Annotated in this window: 14 protein-coding genes; 7 read left to right on the top strand and 7 right to left on the bottom strand. The window is 63.8% G+C overall.

Annotated features, from left to right (window positions below; translation table 11 throughout):
- Positions 1-93: 93 nt before the first annotated feature.
- Positions 94-1,011 (bottom strand): methylenetetrahydrofolate reductase [NAD(P)H], encoded by a 918-nt coding sequence (gene metF, locus CK222_RS26460; protein WP_067328999.1) that lies wholly within the window; start codon positions 1,009-1,011, stop codon positions 94-96.
- A complete protein-coding gene (locus tag CK222_RS26455) occupies positions 1,011-2,018 on the bottom strand; it encodes a metalloregulator ArsR/SmtB family transcription factor (RefSeq protein WP_067328997.1) in 1,008 nt (335 codons plus the stop codon). The genes metF and CK222_RS26455 overlap by 1 nt, the downstream gene beginning before the upstream one ends.
- Positions 2,019-2,159: 141 nt before the next feature.
- Between CK222_RS26455 and tsaA the strand changes: the two genes are divergently transcribed.
- The 3 genes from tsaA (at position 2,160) to CK222_RS26440 (ending at position 4,034) form a co-directional block, all read left to right on the top strand.
- Positions 2,160-2,666 (top strand): tRNA (N6-threonylcarbamoyladenosine(37)-N6)-methyltransferase TrmO, encoded by a 507-nt coding sequence (tsaA, locus tag CK222_RS26450; RefSeq protein ID WP_095802405.1) that lies wholly within the window; start codon positions 2,160-2,162, stop codon positions 2,664-2,666.
- Complete coding sequence (locus CK222_RS26445) at positions 2,663-2,977, top strand: DUF2293 domain-containing protein (protein WP_066990672.1); 315 nt, start codon at positions 2,663-2,665, stop codon at positions 2,975-2,977. Before tsaA ends, CK222_RS26445 begins: the two co-directional genes overlap by 4 nt.
- A gap of 97 nt (positions 2,978-3,074) precedes the next feature.
- The gene (locus CK222_RS26440) at positions 3,075-4,034 is read left to right on the top strand and encodes a D-amino acid aminotransferase (RefSeq protein ID WP_095802404.1); all 960 of its coding nucleotides are present in this window, start codon (positions 3,075-3,077) and stop codon (positions 4,032-4,034) included.
- Between the two features lie 70 nt (positions 4,035-4,104).
- Here the strand turns inward: CK222_RS26440 and CK222_RS26435 are convergent, their stop codons facing one another.
- Complete coding sequence (locus CK222_RS26435; RefSeq protein WP_095802403.1) at positions 4,105-4,734, bottom strand: MOSC domain-containing protein; 630 nt, start codon at positions 4,732-4,734, stop codon at positions 4,105-4,107.
- A gap of 179 nt (positions 4,735-4,913) precedes the next feature.
- Between CK222_RS26435 and CK222_RS26430 the strand changes: the two genes are divergently transcribed.
- The gene (locus tag CK222_RS26430) at positions 4,914-5,480 is read left to right on the top strand and encodes an isoprenylcysteine carboxylmethyltransferase family protein (RefSeq protein WP_095802402.1); all 567 of its coding nucleotides are present in this window, start codon (positions 4,914-4,916) and stop codon (positions 5,478-5,480) included.
- 6 nt (positions 5,481-5,486) lie between these two features.
- On the opposite strand, the gene CK222_RS26425 is transcribed toward CK222_RS26430, so the two are convergent.
- The 4 genes from CK222_RS26425 to CK222_RS26410 form a co-directional block, all read right to left on the bottom strand.
- The gene (locus CK222_RS26425) at positions 5,487-6,608 is read right to left on the bottom strand and encodes a beta-ketoacyl-ACP synthase III (protein ID WP_095802401.1); all 1,122 of its coding nucleotides are present in this window, start codon (positions 6,606-6,608) and stop codon (positions 5,487-5,489) included.
- 118 nt (positions 6,609-6,726) lie between these two features.
- On the bottom strand, positions 6,727-7,494 hold the full coding sequence (gene tam / locus CK222_RS26420) for a trans-aconitate 2-methyltransferase (RefSeq protein ID WP_095802400.1): 768 nt from the start codon (positions 7,492-7,494) through the stop codon (positions 6,727-6,729).
- A 37-nt stretch (positions 7,495-7,531) separates the two neighbouring features.
- Positions 7,532-9,181, bottom strand: coding sequence for an energy-dependent translational throttle protein EttA (gene ettA, locus CK222_RS26415; RefSeq protein ID WP_067328984.1), 1,650 nt, complete (start codon positions 9,179-9,181; stop codon positions 7,532-7,534).
- A gap of 156 nt (positions 9,182-9,337) precedes the next feature.
- A complete protein-coding gene (locus CK222_RS26410) occupies positions 9,338-10,348 on the bottom strand; it encodes a ribonuclease (RefSeq protein ID WP_095802399.1) in 1,011 nt (336 codons plus the stop codon).
- A gap of 195 nt (positions 10,349-10,543) precedes the next feature.
- On the opposite strand from CK222_RS26410, the gene CK222_RS26405 reads away from it, so the two are divergent.
- The 3 genes from CK222_RS26405 to CK222_RS26395 are packed head-to-tail and all read left to right on the top strand — an operon-like array spanning position 10,544 to position 14,378.
- Positions 10,544-11,503: an alpha/beta hydrolase gene (locus tag CK222_RS26405; RefSeq protein ID WP_095802398.1), complete on the top strand. Its 960-nt coding sequence runs from the start codon at positions 10,544-10,546 to the stop codon at positions 11,501-11,503.
- Positions 11,504-11,556: 53 nt separating this feature from the next.
- Positions 11,557-12,732, top strand: coding sequence for a CaiB/BaiF CoA-transferase family protein (locus CK222_RS26400; protein ID WP_095802397.1), 1,176 nt, complete (start codon positions 11,557-11,559; stop codon positions 12,730-12,732).
- On the top strand, positions 12,729-14,378 hold the full coding sequence (locus CK222_RS26395) for a thiamine pyrophosphate-binding protein (protein ID WP_095802396.1): 1,650 nt from the start codon (positions 12,729-12,731) through the stop codon (positions 14,376-14,378). The genes CK222_RS26400 and CK222_RS26395 overlap by 4 nt, the downstream gene beginning before the upstream one ends.
- Positions 14,379-14,392 lie beyond the last annotated feature (14 nt).

Genomic DNA, 14,392 nt, shown 5'->3' with positions numbered 1-14,392 from the left:
AAGGCCGGGTTCCGCCCGGCCTTTTCCGTTTCAATCATTGTTTTGAATGCATGTCGTTTCGCAAAACCGCTGCACACTTTTCGGCGAGTTTGATCAGGCCGCGGCCGAGCCGGCCGCCTCCGCCTCATGCGAGCGGATGCCGATCATGTGGCAGACGGCGAAGACCAGATCGGCACGGTTCATCGTGTAGAAATGGAAATCGCCGACGCCGCGCTCGACCAGATCATGGACCTGCTCCGCCGCGACCGCTGAGGCCACCAGTGCATGCGTTTGCGGATCGTTCTCCAGCCCTTCGAAGCGCTCGGCCAGCCAGGCCGGCACCAGCGCGCCGCAGCGGGAGGAAAAATTGGCGACCTGGGTGAAGTTGTGCACCGGCAGGATACCCGGCACGATCGGGATGTAGATGCCGGCGCGGCGCGCGCGCTCGACATAGCGCTCGTAGAGGTCGTTGTCGAAGAAGAACTGGGTGATCGCCCGCGTCGCGCCATTGTCGACCTTGCGCTTCAGCATGTCGATGTCGGTGGCGAAGTCCGGGCTTTCCGGATGCTTTTCCGGATAGGCCGAGACCGAGATGTCGAAATCGCCGACGCTCTTCAGCGCCCCGACCAGTTCGGCGCCGTTCGCATAACCATCGGGATGCGGACGATAGGCGGTGCCCACGCCTGCTGCCGGATCGCCGCGCAAGGCGACGAAACGGGTGACGCCAAAGTCGGCGAATTCCTGGATGACGGCGTCGACCTCATAGCGGGCCGCGTCGACGCAGGTCATATGCGCCGCCGGGGTCAGCGTCGTCTCATTGAGGATGCGCTTCACGGTGCGCGCCGTGCGCTCTCGGGTCGAGCCGCCGGCACCGTAGGTCACCGAGACGAAGCGCGGCTTGAGCGGCTCGAGCCTTGTGACGGTGTCCCAGAGCCTTGCTTCCATCTCATCCGTTTTGGGCGGGAAGAACTCGAACGAAACCCGGACCTTGTCGCCAATGTCGGGGCGGCGGGAAAAGCGGAACTGGTTCATCAGGCTGTTTCCCTTGCTGGAAGTGTGTCGTTGGACGGATCGGCGATCAGCAGGCGGCGATCGCGACCCAACCAGAGCTTGACGGTGAGTCTCGCCTCGGCCTGGCCGCGCGGCTCGAACTCCTGGCTCTCTTCGAGGTCAAGCCCTGCCTCCTCGAACCAGTCGGCGATCTGCCGGTCGGAAAAGCCGAGCCGCATATGCGCGTGCTGGTCGCGCAGGAACTCCAGATTATGAGGCGCGAAATCGACGATCACCAGCCTGCCGGACGGACGCAGCAGCCTCGCGGCCTCGCCGATGGCGCGGGCCGGATCGTCGAGATAGTGCAGCACCTGGTGGATGGTGACGAGATCGAAGGCGTTGCGCTCGACCGGCGGCGAAAAGATGTCGCCCTGGCGCACCTGCGCATTGGCGACGCCGGCTTTGTCGAGATTAGCGCGCGCCACGGTTAGCATCTCGCGCGACATGTCGATGCCGACGCCGCGCCGGTAGAGCGGCGCGAAGATCTCCAGCAGCCTGCCCGTTCCGGTTCCGAGGTCGAGCATCGACTGGAACGGCCGTTTGCCGACAAGCTTGAGCAATGCCGCTTCCACCGCGCGATCCGGCACATGCAGCGAGCGGATGCGATCCCAGCTGGCGGCGTTCTCCGAAAAATACTCCGCGGCCCGGTCCTGCCGCTTGCGCTTGACAGCGGCCAGCCGCTCCAGGTCGCGCACCACCTGCGGATCGGCCTCGCGCACGCCCGAGACGAGCCGCTGAACGAAATCGCGCGAGCTGTCTGTGTCCGACAGCCTGAAAAAGGCCCAGGACCCTTCCTGGTAGCGGCCGATCAGCCCGGCATCGAGCAGTAGCTTCAGATGCCGTGAGACGCGCGGCTGCGACTGGCCAAGGATTTCGGTAAGGTCGGAGACCGTGAGATCGCCGCGCGACAGCAGCACCAGAATGCGCAGGCGGCTGGATTCGGCAGCCGCCTTCAATGTATCTACCATCGTGTCGAGCGTGACATGCATGAAAGGTTCTCGCTGAAAGATATAAAGATATGTTTATGTCGAATTTAAAACCCTGGCAAGCGTTATGTCGCTCTCGGACAAGAAAATGGCGCAGCCATGGTCCGCGCATTGCAGGCCATGCGTCCGCCGATTGATTGAACGATGTTCGAGAGACGCGAGGACGAGACGCTCCTGGAAAACGACCCGGCCAATCTGCCGCCGGACGGCCATGTCGTCTTCATCGGCCGGATCGCCTCGCCTTGGACGAGCCGCGAGGATTGTCCCAAGAACATGCGCGCCGCCCGCGAGACCGGTCGGACTGCGGCCATCCTGATCGACAAGCCCTACCGCCGGGGGCTGCAGAACCTCGATCGCGCCAGCCACATCGTCATCCTGTCCTGGCTCGATCATGCCCCACGGAATCTGATTGTGCAGAAGCCGCGCCATGCGGCTGAACCGAAAGGCGTTTTCTCGCTGCGCTCCCCTGCCCGGCCGAACCCTGTCGGCCTGCACATCGCCAAGCTCGTCGCGCTCGATATCGAGGAAGGCCGGATCGAGATCGACGCCATCGACGTGCTCGACGGCACGCCGGTCGTCGACATCAAGCCCTACTATGCGTCGACCGATGCCTTCCCTGAGGCGGCCATTGCCGGACGCGAGGAGAAATGAGCGCGCCGACCGGCCGCCGCCGCGCGATTGCCAAGGCGCTCACCGCGCTCTTGCCGCTCGCCCCCTATTCCGACATGGAAAAAATCCGCGCCGATGCCGGAGCCGTGCATATGAAGAGCTTGCCGCCGACGATCGCGGTGTGGCTGGCAACCATCGCGCATGTCCGCCACACCCATACCGACTATGACAAACTGCTGGCCGAAGGCTATGACCGCGACTCGGCACGCTTCTTTGTCATCGACGAGACCAATGAGGTGCTGACCCGCTGGCGCGCGACGCGGCTGCTGGAAGAGGATGACGAGGACGAGTAAAGCACAGGCTAGGCTAGACAGCGCCGTTGGCCTGGCTCTTACTTCATTCGAAGCTGGACGCTAACCTGCCTTTCCACAACGACGAAGATGGAGCGAAATGAGCCAAGCCGCCCCCGCGCCTGCCGCGCCACTACCCATTCTGTCAGAGCGTCATCTCGATCCGCATGCCTATCCCAACGGCGTCGCTTACCTCGATGGACAATATCTGCCGATGTCGCAGGCAAAGGTGTCGGTGCTGGACTGGGGCTTTCTGCATTCCGACGCCACTTGCGACACGGTCCATGTCTGGGACGGCCGCTTTTTCCGTCTCGATCTGCATCTCGACCGTTTCTTCGGCGGGCTGGAAAAGCTTCGCATGACCATCCCGTTCGGCCGCGACGGCGTTGCCGAAATCCTGCACAATTGCGTCGCGCTGTCCGGCCATCGCGCCGCCTATGTCGAGATGCTGTGCACGCGCGGCGCCTCGCCGACCTTCAGCCGCGATCCGCGTCAGGCGATCAACCGGTTCATGGCTTTCGCCGTCCCCTTCGGCTCGGTCGCCAATGCCGAACAATTGCGAAGCGGCCTCCACGTCGCGATCAGCGACAAAGTCCGTATCCCACCTGCCTCGATCGATCCCTCGATCAAGAACTACCATTGGCTGGACCTGGTGCGCGGGCTCTACGACGCTTATGACCGCGGCGCCGACACCGCGCTGGTCCTCGACTTCAACGGCAACCTCGCCGAAGGTCCAGGCTTCAACGTGTTCTGTGTCAGGGCAGGCAAATTGACCACGCCCGCCGTCGGCGTGCTGCCCGGCATAACGCGCCGCACCGTGTTTGACCTGTGCGCCGAGGCGGGACTGCCCACGGTTGCCGCGGATGTCAGCGTGGCCGCGCTCAAGTCAGCCGACGAAGTCTTCATCACCTCGACGGCCGGCGGCATCATGCCCGTCACGATGATCGACGGTGCTCCGGTTGCCGATGGCAAGGTCGGGGCGATCACTGAGCGTCTGATGCGCCTCTACTGGCAAAAGCACGAGGATCCGGCCTGGTCGAGCGCAGTGCGCTACGGATGACAACCAAAGCCACTCCAACAGTTCACTCAGAGCGAGACTTGAACCGGCGATATCCAAAGCCGAAGCCCGATCACGCGCGATAGATCCACTGCTCCGGCACCCGCACCGAAATCTCTTCGCCGGTCCTGATGATGCCGGGTTTTTCGACCCAGGCGACCAGACCGCGCAGCCTCTTCGCCGTCTTCGGAAACAGCAAGGCCGTCGCGTCGCGATCCGCCGCGTTGACATGTTCGGCGATCGATTGCCCGGCGACCCGGCAGGGCTTGTTCTGGCCGTCGATCTTGATCGTCACGCCGCCCTTGAAGAACAACAGCGACCCCGCCGGCAGCATCGAAAGATGCGGCAGGCCTTCGATCATCAGGTTGGCGCCGATCCATTCCGCCTTGATCTCCTCGAGGCCCATGCGGTGGGCGACGATGGCGAGCTCATCCGCGGCGACGAGCGACAATTGCCGCTCGTTGCGCATTTCGGTGCCGCGCGGGTACCAGGGCTCGCGCCCGCCGGAGCGCCGCGTCGCGCCGGCATGGAAGTCACCCTCGATCCCGTCGAAGCCAAGGCGCAATTCGTCCACGGGCCTTGTCTCGAAATGATCGGACTGCGCGGCATAGAGTGCCGCTGCCAATGCTGTCAGCTTGCGGCCGGCGACGATGTCGGCCGTCGGCTCCGCCGACGGAAAAAGCTCTAGGTTCGTTTCCTGCATAGCGTTGGTCTAGAGACGCTCGGCTACTCGGTCCAGTCGAAAGCGCTGATGATCCGATCACAGCGCTTGATGGCGATCACGACTTTCTTACCTGAAGATGCCGCACGCTTTCACATTCCGCCGCATTGCCGCCGCGCCGGCGGCCTAAATGGCGGCGCGAACTTGAGAGGGTTCAGATCATGCAGGTTCAACATGCGATCGCCGCGCTCTGGTTGGCCTGGGTGGTGTCTTGGGTGCTGGCCGCCGCGTGGGCCGATCCAGCGCAAAAGCGCGCGGACTTCAAGGCTGAGGCCCGTTACCGGGTTCTCTGGCTGGCCGGCACCTTTCTGCTGTTCGCGCCGGCGCACGGCCATGTCGGCCGATTGCGGCTGTGGACGCCGACGCTTGCCGAGGGCTGGATCTGCGTCGCCCTGATCGCGATCGGCATCGCTTTCGCCTGGTGGGCGCGCTTGCATCTCGGTCGGCTGTGGTCGGGCACCGTCACCGCCAAAGCCGATCACCGCGTGGTCGACAGCGGTCCCTATCGGCTGGTCCGCCACCCGATCTACACCGGCCTGCTGGTGTCGATCCTCGCCACCATGGCAGCCAAGGGCACTGTCTGGGGTGTTGCCGGCGCTGCCCTGCTGCTCGTCGGCATCGTCGTCAAGGCCAGGCTGGAAGAGAGCTTCCTGCGCGGCGAGCTCGGCCCCGCCTATGACGACTATGCCAGGCGCGTGCCGATGCTGGTGCCGTTCGTTCCCGCCTGAGCCGGTTTACAACATCCTCAGCAGCGCGCCGCCGATCGAATAGCCTGCGCCGAAGGCGCAGAGCAGGCCGAAATCGCCGGCCTTCATGTCCGCATGATTTTCGGACAGTGCCACGATGGCGCCGGCGCCCGCCGTGTTGCCGAGCCGCTCCAGCACCATCGGCGCGCGGTCATGGTCGACATCATGGCCGAAGGCGAGTTTCAGGATCATCGCATTCATGCGCGCATTGGCCTGATGCAGCCAGAAGCGGCGGATGCCTTGCGGCGCCAGACCATGCTCGGCCAGGAACTCGACGATGAATTTGTGGCCCGCGACCGTGACTTCCTTGAACACCTTGTTGCCGACCTGCTTGATCAGATTGCCCTCGAGTTTGATCTGGTAGGGATCGTCCTGGGCAGTGCGGGTGTGGTAGCCGAGATTGGTGCGGATGTTGTTCGACATTTGCGTCCAAGTGCGCGTGTCGAGCACCTCGAAGCGTCCCGGCCGCTTCTCGCCCTGGTCGAGCCCTTCGACGATCATGGCGACCGAGGCGTCGCCGAAGATGAAATGCGTCTGCCGGTCGCGGAAGTTGAGATGGCCGGTGATGATTTCGGGCGTCGACACCAGGATGCGCTTGTGCGCCCCTGCCCTGACCAGGTTGACCGCGATGTGCAGCGCCGCCGCGGCGGAAGAGCAGCCGAGCCCCATGTCGAAGCCGGCGCCATTGGTGCCCAGGGCCTGCTGCATCTCGATGGCGATCGCCGGATAAGGCCGCTGATGATGCGAGGCCGAGCAGATCACCAGATCGATGTCCGAGCCTTCCACGCCGGCATGGGCGATGGCCTTTTTGGCCGAAGCGATGCCGAACTCCGCCTGCAGCGACAGCGCGTCGTCCGGCCGGGCCGGAATGCGCGGCGCCATGCGGGTTGGATCGAGGATGCCTTCGCGTTCGATCACATGGCGGGTCTGCACGCCCGACGCATGGACGATGAAGTCGCTGTCCGACTTCTGCAGCAGCGTCTCGCCTGTGACGGCGCGGCGCGCATTCTCGGTGTCGACCCAGCTGTTGAAGCTTTCGACCAGCTCTTCATTGGTGATGACAGGCTCGGGGATTTCGGCGCCGATGCCGCTGATGATGACGCGATGCATGTCCAATCCGTCCGAGGCACGGCCTTTGTGCCGGAGCGCGCTACCCTTGTCGCATTTGGCCGGTTTATGCCAGCCTAAATCGCAGTTCCGGCTATCGCGATGAGTTGACCGGAAACGGTCAGGCCCGCTTGGCAATGATGAAGATGCGCGGGAAGCGCAGCAGCACCTTGCCGGTCGCCGTCTTCGGATAGGCCTTTGCGATCTTTGCGGTGTAGCTTTCGAGGAATGTCTTTCTCTCGTCCGCGTCGAGCGGATCGAGGAACGGCTTCAGCCCCGTCGCCTTGACCCATTCGACGATCGCTTCGGCATTGGCCAACGGATGATTGTAGATCGTGTGCCAGATATCCACGCGATCGGCGAGCGGCGACAGAAGATCGTAGTAGAAGGAAACCGGGGGCAGCGGCGCGCGGGCGGCGCTCCTGAGCTTGGCCGAGAACGGCATCTCGGCCGCGGTGTCGCGCATCAACCGATGCGAGGGTTCGCCAAGATTATCGGGCATCTGGATGGCCAAGGCGCCGCCCGGCGCGAGCAGCCCGATCAGCTGCTGGAACACCGCCGGATGCTCCGGCAGCCATTGAAAGACCGCGTTTGCGAAGATCACGTCGACGGGCTGTGCCGGCTGCCAGGCGGAAGCATCGGCTAGCTCGAAATTGACGTTGGGCAGCCGCGCCTTCGCCTTCTCGATCATGTCGGGTGAGGTGTCGAAGCCGCTGACCTCCGCATCCGGCCAGCGCTCGACCAGCAGCTCCGTCGAGTTGCCCGGACCGCAGCCGATATCGACGACGCGGCGCGGGAAATCTACCGGGACTTGTGCTGCCAGGTCCCGCACGGGCCGCGTGCGCTCGTCCTCGAACTTCAGATATTGGGCGGCGGACCAGTCAGCCATTTCAGACCTCATAAGTGTTCGCCGCTCATGGACTTTGCTACCGCGTCAGCCGCTTGTGCGTCATGCGGTGCGGGGTTGCCGCCTCCGCGCCCAGGCGGCGCAGCTTGTCCTTCTCATATTCCTCGAAGTTGCCTTCGAACCATTCGACATGCGCGTCGCCCTCGAAGGCGAGCATGTGGGTCGCCATGCGGTCGAGGAACATGCGGTCGTGGCTGATGATCACCGCGCAACCGGCATAGGCTTCGAGCGCATCTTCCAGCGCGCCCAGCGTTTCGGTGTCGAGATCGTTGGTCGGTTCGTCGAGCAGCAGCACATTGCCGCCGCCCTTCAGCATCTTGGCCAGATGCACGCGGTTGCGCTGGCCGCCGGAAAGATTGCCGACCTTCTGCTGCTGGTCGCCGCCGCGGAAGTTGAAGGACGAGCAGTAAGCGCGGCTGTTGACCTCGTGCTTGCCGAGCTTGATGACCTCGGCGCCGCCCGAGATCTCTTCCCAAACCGTCTTGTTCGGGTCGAGCGCGTCGCGGCTTTGGTCGACATAGCCGAGCTTCACAGTCTCGCCCTTGCGGATCGAGCCGGCATCCGGTGTTTCCTGGCCGGTGATCATCCTGAACAGCGTCGTCTTGCCGGCACCGTTCGGGCCGATGACGCCGACGATACCGCCCGGCGGCAGTTTGAACGACAGATCCTCGATCAAAAGCTCGTCGGCAAAGCCCTTGTTGAGGCCCTCGACCTCGATGACGACATTGCCGAGGCGCTCGCTCGACGGGATGACGATCTGCGTGTCGGTCGGCTTGCGGTTCTGCGACTGCTCGACCAATTCCTCGTAGGCCTTGATGCGCGCCTTGGACTTGGTCTGGCGCGCCTTCGGCGAGGATTGGATCCATTCGCGCTCGCGCCAGATCGCCTTCTGGCGGGCGTCGTCCTCGCGCCCTTCCTGGATCAGGCGCTTGGCCTTGGCATCCAGATATTTGGTGTAGTTGCCCTCGTAGGGAATGCCGCGGCCGCGGTCGAGCTCGAGAATCCAGCCGGTGACGTTGTCGAGGAAGTAGCGGTCGTGTGTGATGATCAGCACCGAGCCCGGATAGTCGCGCAGGTGCTTTTCCAGCCATTGCGTGGTCTCGGCGTCGAGATGGTTGGTCGGCTCGTCGAGCAGCAAAAGGTCGGGCTGCTCGAGAAGCAGCCGGCAGAGCGCCACCCGGCGCCGCTCGCCGCCCGAGAGGTTGGTCACTTCGGAATCGGCCGGCGGGCACTGCAGGGCGTCCATCGCCATCTCGACCTGCTGCTCGAGATCCCACAGGTTCAGCCGGTCCATCTCGTCCTGCAGCTTGGCCGACTCGTCCGCCGTCTCGTCGGAATAGTTCATCATCAGCTCGTTATAGCGCTCGATGATGGCGGTCTTCCTGGCGACGCCGTCCATGACGTTTTCACGCACGGTCTTGCTGTTGTCGAGCTGCGGCTCCTGAGCGAGGTAGCCCACGGTCGCGCCTTCGGCCAGCCACGCCTCGCCCTGAAACTCCTTGTCGAGCCCGGCCATGATGCGCAGGATGGTTGACTTGCCCGAACCGTTGGGGCCGAGGATGCCGATCTTGGCGTCCGGATAGAAGGACAGGTGGATGTTATCGAGCACCTTCTTGGTGCCGTAGGCCTTCGACAGGCCTGACATGTGATAGATGAACTGGCGAGCCACGCGCGCTTTCCCTGAAACTGAACTGTCGAATTGGGTGGAGTTGCGCGCTATGTAGGCGATGAAGCGCCGAACGGCAATCGCTTTCGGCACGCCGCGATCTTCACCAGCCGGCGATCATGCTCGGTTCGGCGGCCAGATCCGGGCCTGGCACGCGCCCTATTGAAACCCTATCGCGTCCACCATGCCCTTCGGGCAGCCCGCCTTGCTCGTCGGCGCCGAGGCGATCAGCAGGCTGGCGAGCTTGCTGTCGGGGGCGATCGGACCGGAGAGACCGAGCGTCAGCTCGCCGATCAACCGCCTTCCGCTCGACGGATCGACAAGGCAGGAGACGCGCACGCGGTCCCCGGCGCCCTTGCCGAAGGCCTGGTCGAAGGCATTGCGTATTTGCTCCGATGTCAGCTGCTTGCCGATGTTTTTGACAAAGAGATCGCGCACCGGCGAGGCGTTCACCGCGCGCATCAGATTGAGCGCGTCGGAGAAATACTCTTGCTGGCTCTTGCCGTAGCAGGTGCCGTGCTTGATCCATTCATGGCGCTCCAGCTTGGACGCCGTGCCCGGCATCATCTGGTCGAGCTCGGCGCGCGTGTTGACGTCGAGTTCGACGGGCGGCAAATCCCCCCAATGCGCGGGATTGTCGTTGGCCTTGTCGGCCGCCGACACCTGGCAATAGAAATTGCCGTTCGGCTGCGGCCACAGCCCATGCAGCGTGAAGTGCGAAGCGTCGAATTCGTTGGGATTCTGCGCCTTGCATTCGGGTTTGTTGGCCTTGGTCTCACAGAATGCGGGCTGCCAGCTCAGCGCGAACACATATTCAGGCTTGCCGGAACCAGGTTGCGACGGCTTCATCGGATCGGCCGGCGAGGGCGTGGCGGACGCGCTGCTGCCGGTGACATGACCGCAGCCGATCTTCACCCAGCGTCGCTCCGGATCGGCGCCAGGAACCTGGATGAGATAATGGGTAGGCTCGTCCTTGTTGCCTGCCAGAAGCTGATAGGTCTGTCCCGCTTCGGTAGACACGTTGCCGGAGTTCTTGCCGCTCCTGATGGCTTGCGTTGCCGGACAGGCGCTGTCGGCCACGAAGGTGCCGCTCATCTTCACATCGGCCTGAGCCGCGCCGGCGCCGACCAGGGCCAGAACAACCGAACCCCATACTGCCCAAACCCGCATTCCCGCTCTCCCGGCGATCATCGAACCGTATCGGATTCGCCACATTAGAACAGCCGACGTGTCAGAATTGCGATCTTTGTCGTCGCGCGAAAATAATCCCCAGGAGAGCGATAAGCGCACTCCATAGGCTCGAAAGGATCGCGCACTCTTGACGCAGCCGAAGCCCTCGCCCATCAGTCGCCAAGGGAGCGAGACATGCCATTCGACAAGCAGACCAGGCTGGCCTCACCGACCGGGGCCGACCTCAACCTCTATGTGAGACATGCGCAACTATCCCCGCGCGCCGTCATCCAGATCAATCACGGCTTGGCCGAGCATGCGGCGCGTTACGCCCGCTTTGCCGACTTCCTCGGCGCGCGCGGCTTCCATGTCTACGCCCATGACCATCGCGGCCATGGCGCGACAAAGGCGCCCGATGCGCCGCTCGGCCGGTTCGCCGATACCGACGGCATCGCCAAGGTGATTGCCGATGTCGGCGCGGTGCATGATCTGATCGCCGTTGAACATCCGGGATTGCCGGTCATCGCTTTTGGACACTCGCTCGGCGCCTCGATCGCGCTGAATTTCGTGCTCCGCCATTCCGATCGCGTCCATGCCGCCGCGATCTGGAACGGCAATTTCTCGCAAGGCCTGCTCGGCCGGCTGGCCCTGGCCATCCTGGGCTGGGAAAGGATGCGGCTGGGCTCCGACGTGCCATCTCGGCTGCTGCCCAAGCTGACCTTCCAGGCCTGGGGCAAGGCCGTACCCAATCACCGGACCTTGTTCGACTGGCTGTCGCGTGATCCGGTCGAGGTCGACAAATACATCGCTGACCCGCTCTGCGGCTGGGATGCCTCGGTCTCCATGTGGCGCGATGTGGTCAACCTGGCGCTCTACGCCGGCAGGGATTCTAGCTTCGCCGGCGTGCGCCGCGACCTCTTCGTCAATCTGATCGGCGGCGGGAAGGATCCGGCATCGGACCACGGCAAAGCGGTTCACCACCTTGCCCGGCGGATGGACAAAATGGGCTTTTCGAATCTGGTTTCAAAGATTTACGCCGACACCCGCCACGAAAGCCTGAACGAGGTCAACCGCGACATCATCAGGAATGATTTCGCCGCCTGGGCGGATCATACGCTGAACTCTAGCGGCATTGGCCCATTGCATGGGTCGTGACAGGGGCGACCTCTGTTGGTAGACGCTGCGCTTTCGACCACTCACGGTGATCCATGGCTGAACTCCCGCTGAAAGGCATCCGCGTCATCGAACTCGCCCGCATCCTGGCCGGCCCCTGGGCCGGGCAGCTGCTCGCCGATCTCGGCGCCGATGTCATCAAGGTGGAGAGCCCGCACGGCGGCGACGACACCCGCAAATGGGGCCCGCCCTTCGTCATGAGCCATGACGGCGAGAACCTTTCGGCGGCGTACTATCATTCCTGCAATCGCGGCAAGCGCTCGGTCGCCATCGATTTCTCCAAGCCCGAGGGCGCCGACACGCTCCGCCGCCTCGTCGCCACGGCCGACGTGCTGATCGAGAACTTCAAGCTTGGCGGTCTCAAGAAATACGGGCTCGACTATGAAAGCCTGAAGAGGATCAACCCGCGTCTCGTCTATTGCTCAATCACCGGTTTTGGCCAGGACGGGCCGTACGCGCCCCGCGCTGGGTACGATTTCATCATCCAGGCGATGGCCGGCATGATGTCGATCACCGGCGAGGTCGGCCGCGAGCCGCAGAAGGCGGGCGTCGCCATCTCCGACCTGTTCACTGGGCTTTATTCGGTGATCGCCATCCAGGCGGCGCTCCGCCACGCAGAAAGGACCGGTGAAGGCCAGCATATCGACATGGCGCTCTTCGACAGCCAGATCTCGGCGCTCGGCAACCAGAACCTCAACTATCTGGTCTCCGGCAAGTCGCCCGTGCAGATGGGCAACGCGCATATGAACATCGCGCCTTACGAGGTGCTGCCGGTCAAGGACGGCCATATCATCCTGGCGGTCGGCAATGACGGACAATTCACCAAGTTCTGCGCAGCGGTCGGCCTCACCGATCTGCCAGCCAATCCGGATTTCGCCACCAATCCGGCGCGCGTCGCCAATCGCGCAAAGCTGCGCGAACAGATCATCGAGACGCTGAGCACGTGGGATCGCGATCCGCTGCTGGCGAAGCTAGAGGGGGCCGGCGTGCCGGCAAGCCCGATCAACACGATCGGCCAGATGTTCGCCGACCCGCAGACGATCGCGCGCGGCATGCGGCTCGACCTGGACGACGGTCATGGCAATTTGCTGCCTACGGTACGTGCGCCGATGGTGATGTCCGGCACGCCGCTCGTCTATGAGCGCCCCTCGCCGCGTCTCGGCGAGCACACTGAGGAAATCCTTGCCGAACTGGAGAGATCAGCAAAATGAAGACCGGCGGACAATTGATCGTCGAGGCGCTCGAAGCGAACGGCACCGACCGCATCTTCTGCGTTCCAGGCGAATCCTATCTGGCGGTGCTCGACGCGCTGCATGACTCGCCGATCCGTAGCATCGTCTGCCGTCAGGAAGGCGGAGCGGCGATGATGGCCGACTGCCAGGGGCGCCTGACCGGCAAGCCCGGCATATGCTTTGTCACCCGCGGCCCCGGCGCCACCAACGCTTCGGCCGGCATTCACATCGCCATGCAGGATTCGGTGCCGCTGATCCTGTTCATCGGCCAGGTCGCCAGTCACGCCAAGGAGCGCGAGGCTTTTCAGGAGGTCGACTACAAGCGTTTCTTCGGCGACATCGCCAAATGGGTGGTTGAGATCGACGATGCCTCGCGCATCCCGGAATTCGTCACCCGCGCCTTCGCGGTGGCGACGTCGGGCCGCCCTGGTCCGGTCGTCATCTCGATGCCCGAGGACATGCTGACCAGCGAGGTCGAGGCCCCAACGGCGCTGGCTCATACGCTGGTCGAAACAAGCCCTGGTGAGGCCGAAATCGACCGGCTTGAGGCCCTGCTCAATGCCGCCAAACGGCCAATTGCCATCCTGGGCGGCACGCGCTGGGATATTCAAGCGGTTCAGGACGTCACCCGTATCGCAGAGGCCTGGTCACTGCCGGTCGGCTGCTCCTTCCGCCGCCAGATGCTGTTCGACCACTTGCATCCGAACTATGCCGGCGATGTCGGCATCGGCATCAATCCAAAGCTGGCTGCAGCGATCAAGCAGGCAGACCTGGTGCTGCTCATCGGCGGCCGCATGGGCGAGATGCCGTCCTCGGACTATACGCTGTTGAAAAGCCCATACCCGGACCAGATGCTGGTGCATGTCCACGCCGACGCCGGCGAGCTTGGCCGCGTCTATCGGCCAACCCTGGCGATCAACGCCTCCCCCGCCGCCTTCGTGCGAGCCTTCGCCAGACGCAAAGGTCCGGCCGCGCCCGGATGGGCGGCGGAGACGGCAAAACTGCATGCCGCCTATCTCGAATGGTCGACGCCGCCTCAGACCGGCCCCGGCGCCGTCAAGATGGGGCCGATCATGACCTATCTGGAAAAGGCGCTGCCGGAAGACGCCATCCTCACCAACGGCGCCGGCAACTACGCCACCTGGGTGCATCGCTTCCATCGCTTCCGCCGCTTCGCCACGCAGGCGGCGCCGACTTCCGGCTCGATGGGCTACGGCACGCCGGCCGCGGTCGCGGCCAAGGCCCTGTACCCGGATCGCGAGGTCATCGCTTTTGCCGGCGACGGCTGTTTTCTGATGAACGGGCAGGAGTTCGCGACCGCCGTGCAATACGACCTGCCGATCATCGTGGTGGTCGTCAACAATGGCATTTACGGCACGATCCGCATGCATCAGGAGCGGGAATATCCGAGCCGCGTCGTGGCGACCGACCTCAAGAACCCGGATTTCGCCGCCCTCGCCCGCGCCTATGGCGGCCATGGCGAGACCGTCGCAAGGACCGAAGACTTCGCTCCGGCCTTCGAACGCGCACGCGCCAGCGGCAAGCCGGCGATCGTCGAGATCAGGCTCGATCCCGAAGCCATCACGCCGACCCGCACGCTGACACAGATACGCGACAAGTCCTGATCAGGCAGAACGAG

It is taken from the genome of Mesorhizobium sp. WSM3866, from assembly GCF_002294795.1.
Classification (GTDB): domain Bacteria; phylum Pseudomonadota; class Alphaproteobacteria; order Rhizobiales; family Rhizobiaceae; genus Mesorhizobium.
The sequence above is the reverse complement of the archived record's forward strand: the minus strand, read 5'-3'. Positions and strand labels throughout refer to the sequence as shown.

Excerpts from the sequence above, each read along its gene's own strand:
- CK222_RS26400 (WP_095802397.1), top strand. The coding sequence starts at position 11,557 with ATGGCTGAACTCCCGCTGAAAGGCATCCGCGTCATCGAACTCGCCCGC.
- CK222_RS26405 (WP_095802398.1), top strand. The coding sequence starts at position 10,544 with ATGCCATTCGACAAGCAGACCAGGCTGGCCTCACCGACCGGGGCCGAC.
- CK222_RS26440 (WP_095802404.1), top strand. The coding sequence starts at position 3,075 with ATGAGCCAAGCCGCCCCCGCGCCTGCCGCGCCACTACCCATTCTGTCA.
- CK222_RS26435 (WP_095802403.1), bottom strand. The coding sequence starts at position 4,734 with ATGCAGGAAACGAACCTAGAGCTTTTTCCGTCGGCGGAGCCGACGGCC.
- CK222_RS26395 (WP_095802396.1), top strand. The coding sequence starts at position 12,729 with ATGAAGACCGGCGGACAATTGATCGTCGAGGCGCTCGAAGCGAACGGC.
- tam (WP_095802400.1), bottom strand. The coding sequence starts at position 7,494 with ATGGCTGACTGGTCCGCCGCCCAATATCTGAAGTTCGAGGACGAGCGC.
- CK222_RS26410 (WP_095802399.1), bottom strand. The coding sequence starts at position 10,348 with ATGCGGGTTTGGGCAGTATGGGGTTCGGTTGTTCTGGCCCTGGTCGGC.
- CK222_RS26430 (WP_095802402.1), top strand. The coding sequence starts at position 4,914 with ATGCAGGTTCAACATGCGATCGCCGCGCTCTGGTTGGCCTGGGTGGTG.
- metF (WP_067328999.1), bottom strand. The coding sequence starts at position 1,011 with ATGAACCAGTTCCGCTTTTCCCGCCGCCCCGACATTGGCGACAAGGTC.
- CK222_RS26445 (WP_066990672.1), top strand. The coding sequence starts at position 2,663 with ATGAGCGCGCCGACCGGCCGCCGCCGCGCGATTGCCAAGGCGCTCACC.
- CK222_RS26455 (WP_067328997.1), bottom strand. The coding sequence starts at position 2,018 with ATGCATGTCACGCTCGACACGATGGTAGATACATTGAAGGCGGCTGCC.
- CK222_RS26425 (WP_095802401.1), bottom strand. The coding sequence starts at position 6,608 with ATGCATCGCGTCATCATCAGCGGCATCGGCGCCGAAATCCCCGAGCCT.
- tsaA (WP_095802405.1), top strand. The coding sequence starts at position 2,160 with ATGTTCGAGAGACGCGAGGACGAGACGCTCCTGGAAAACGACCCGGCC.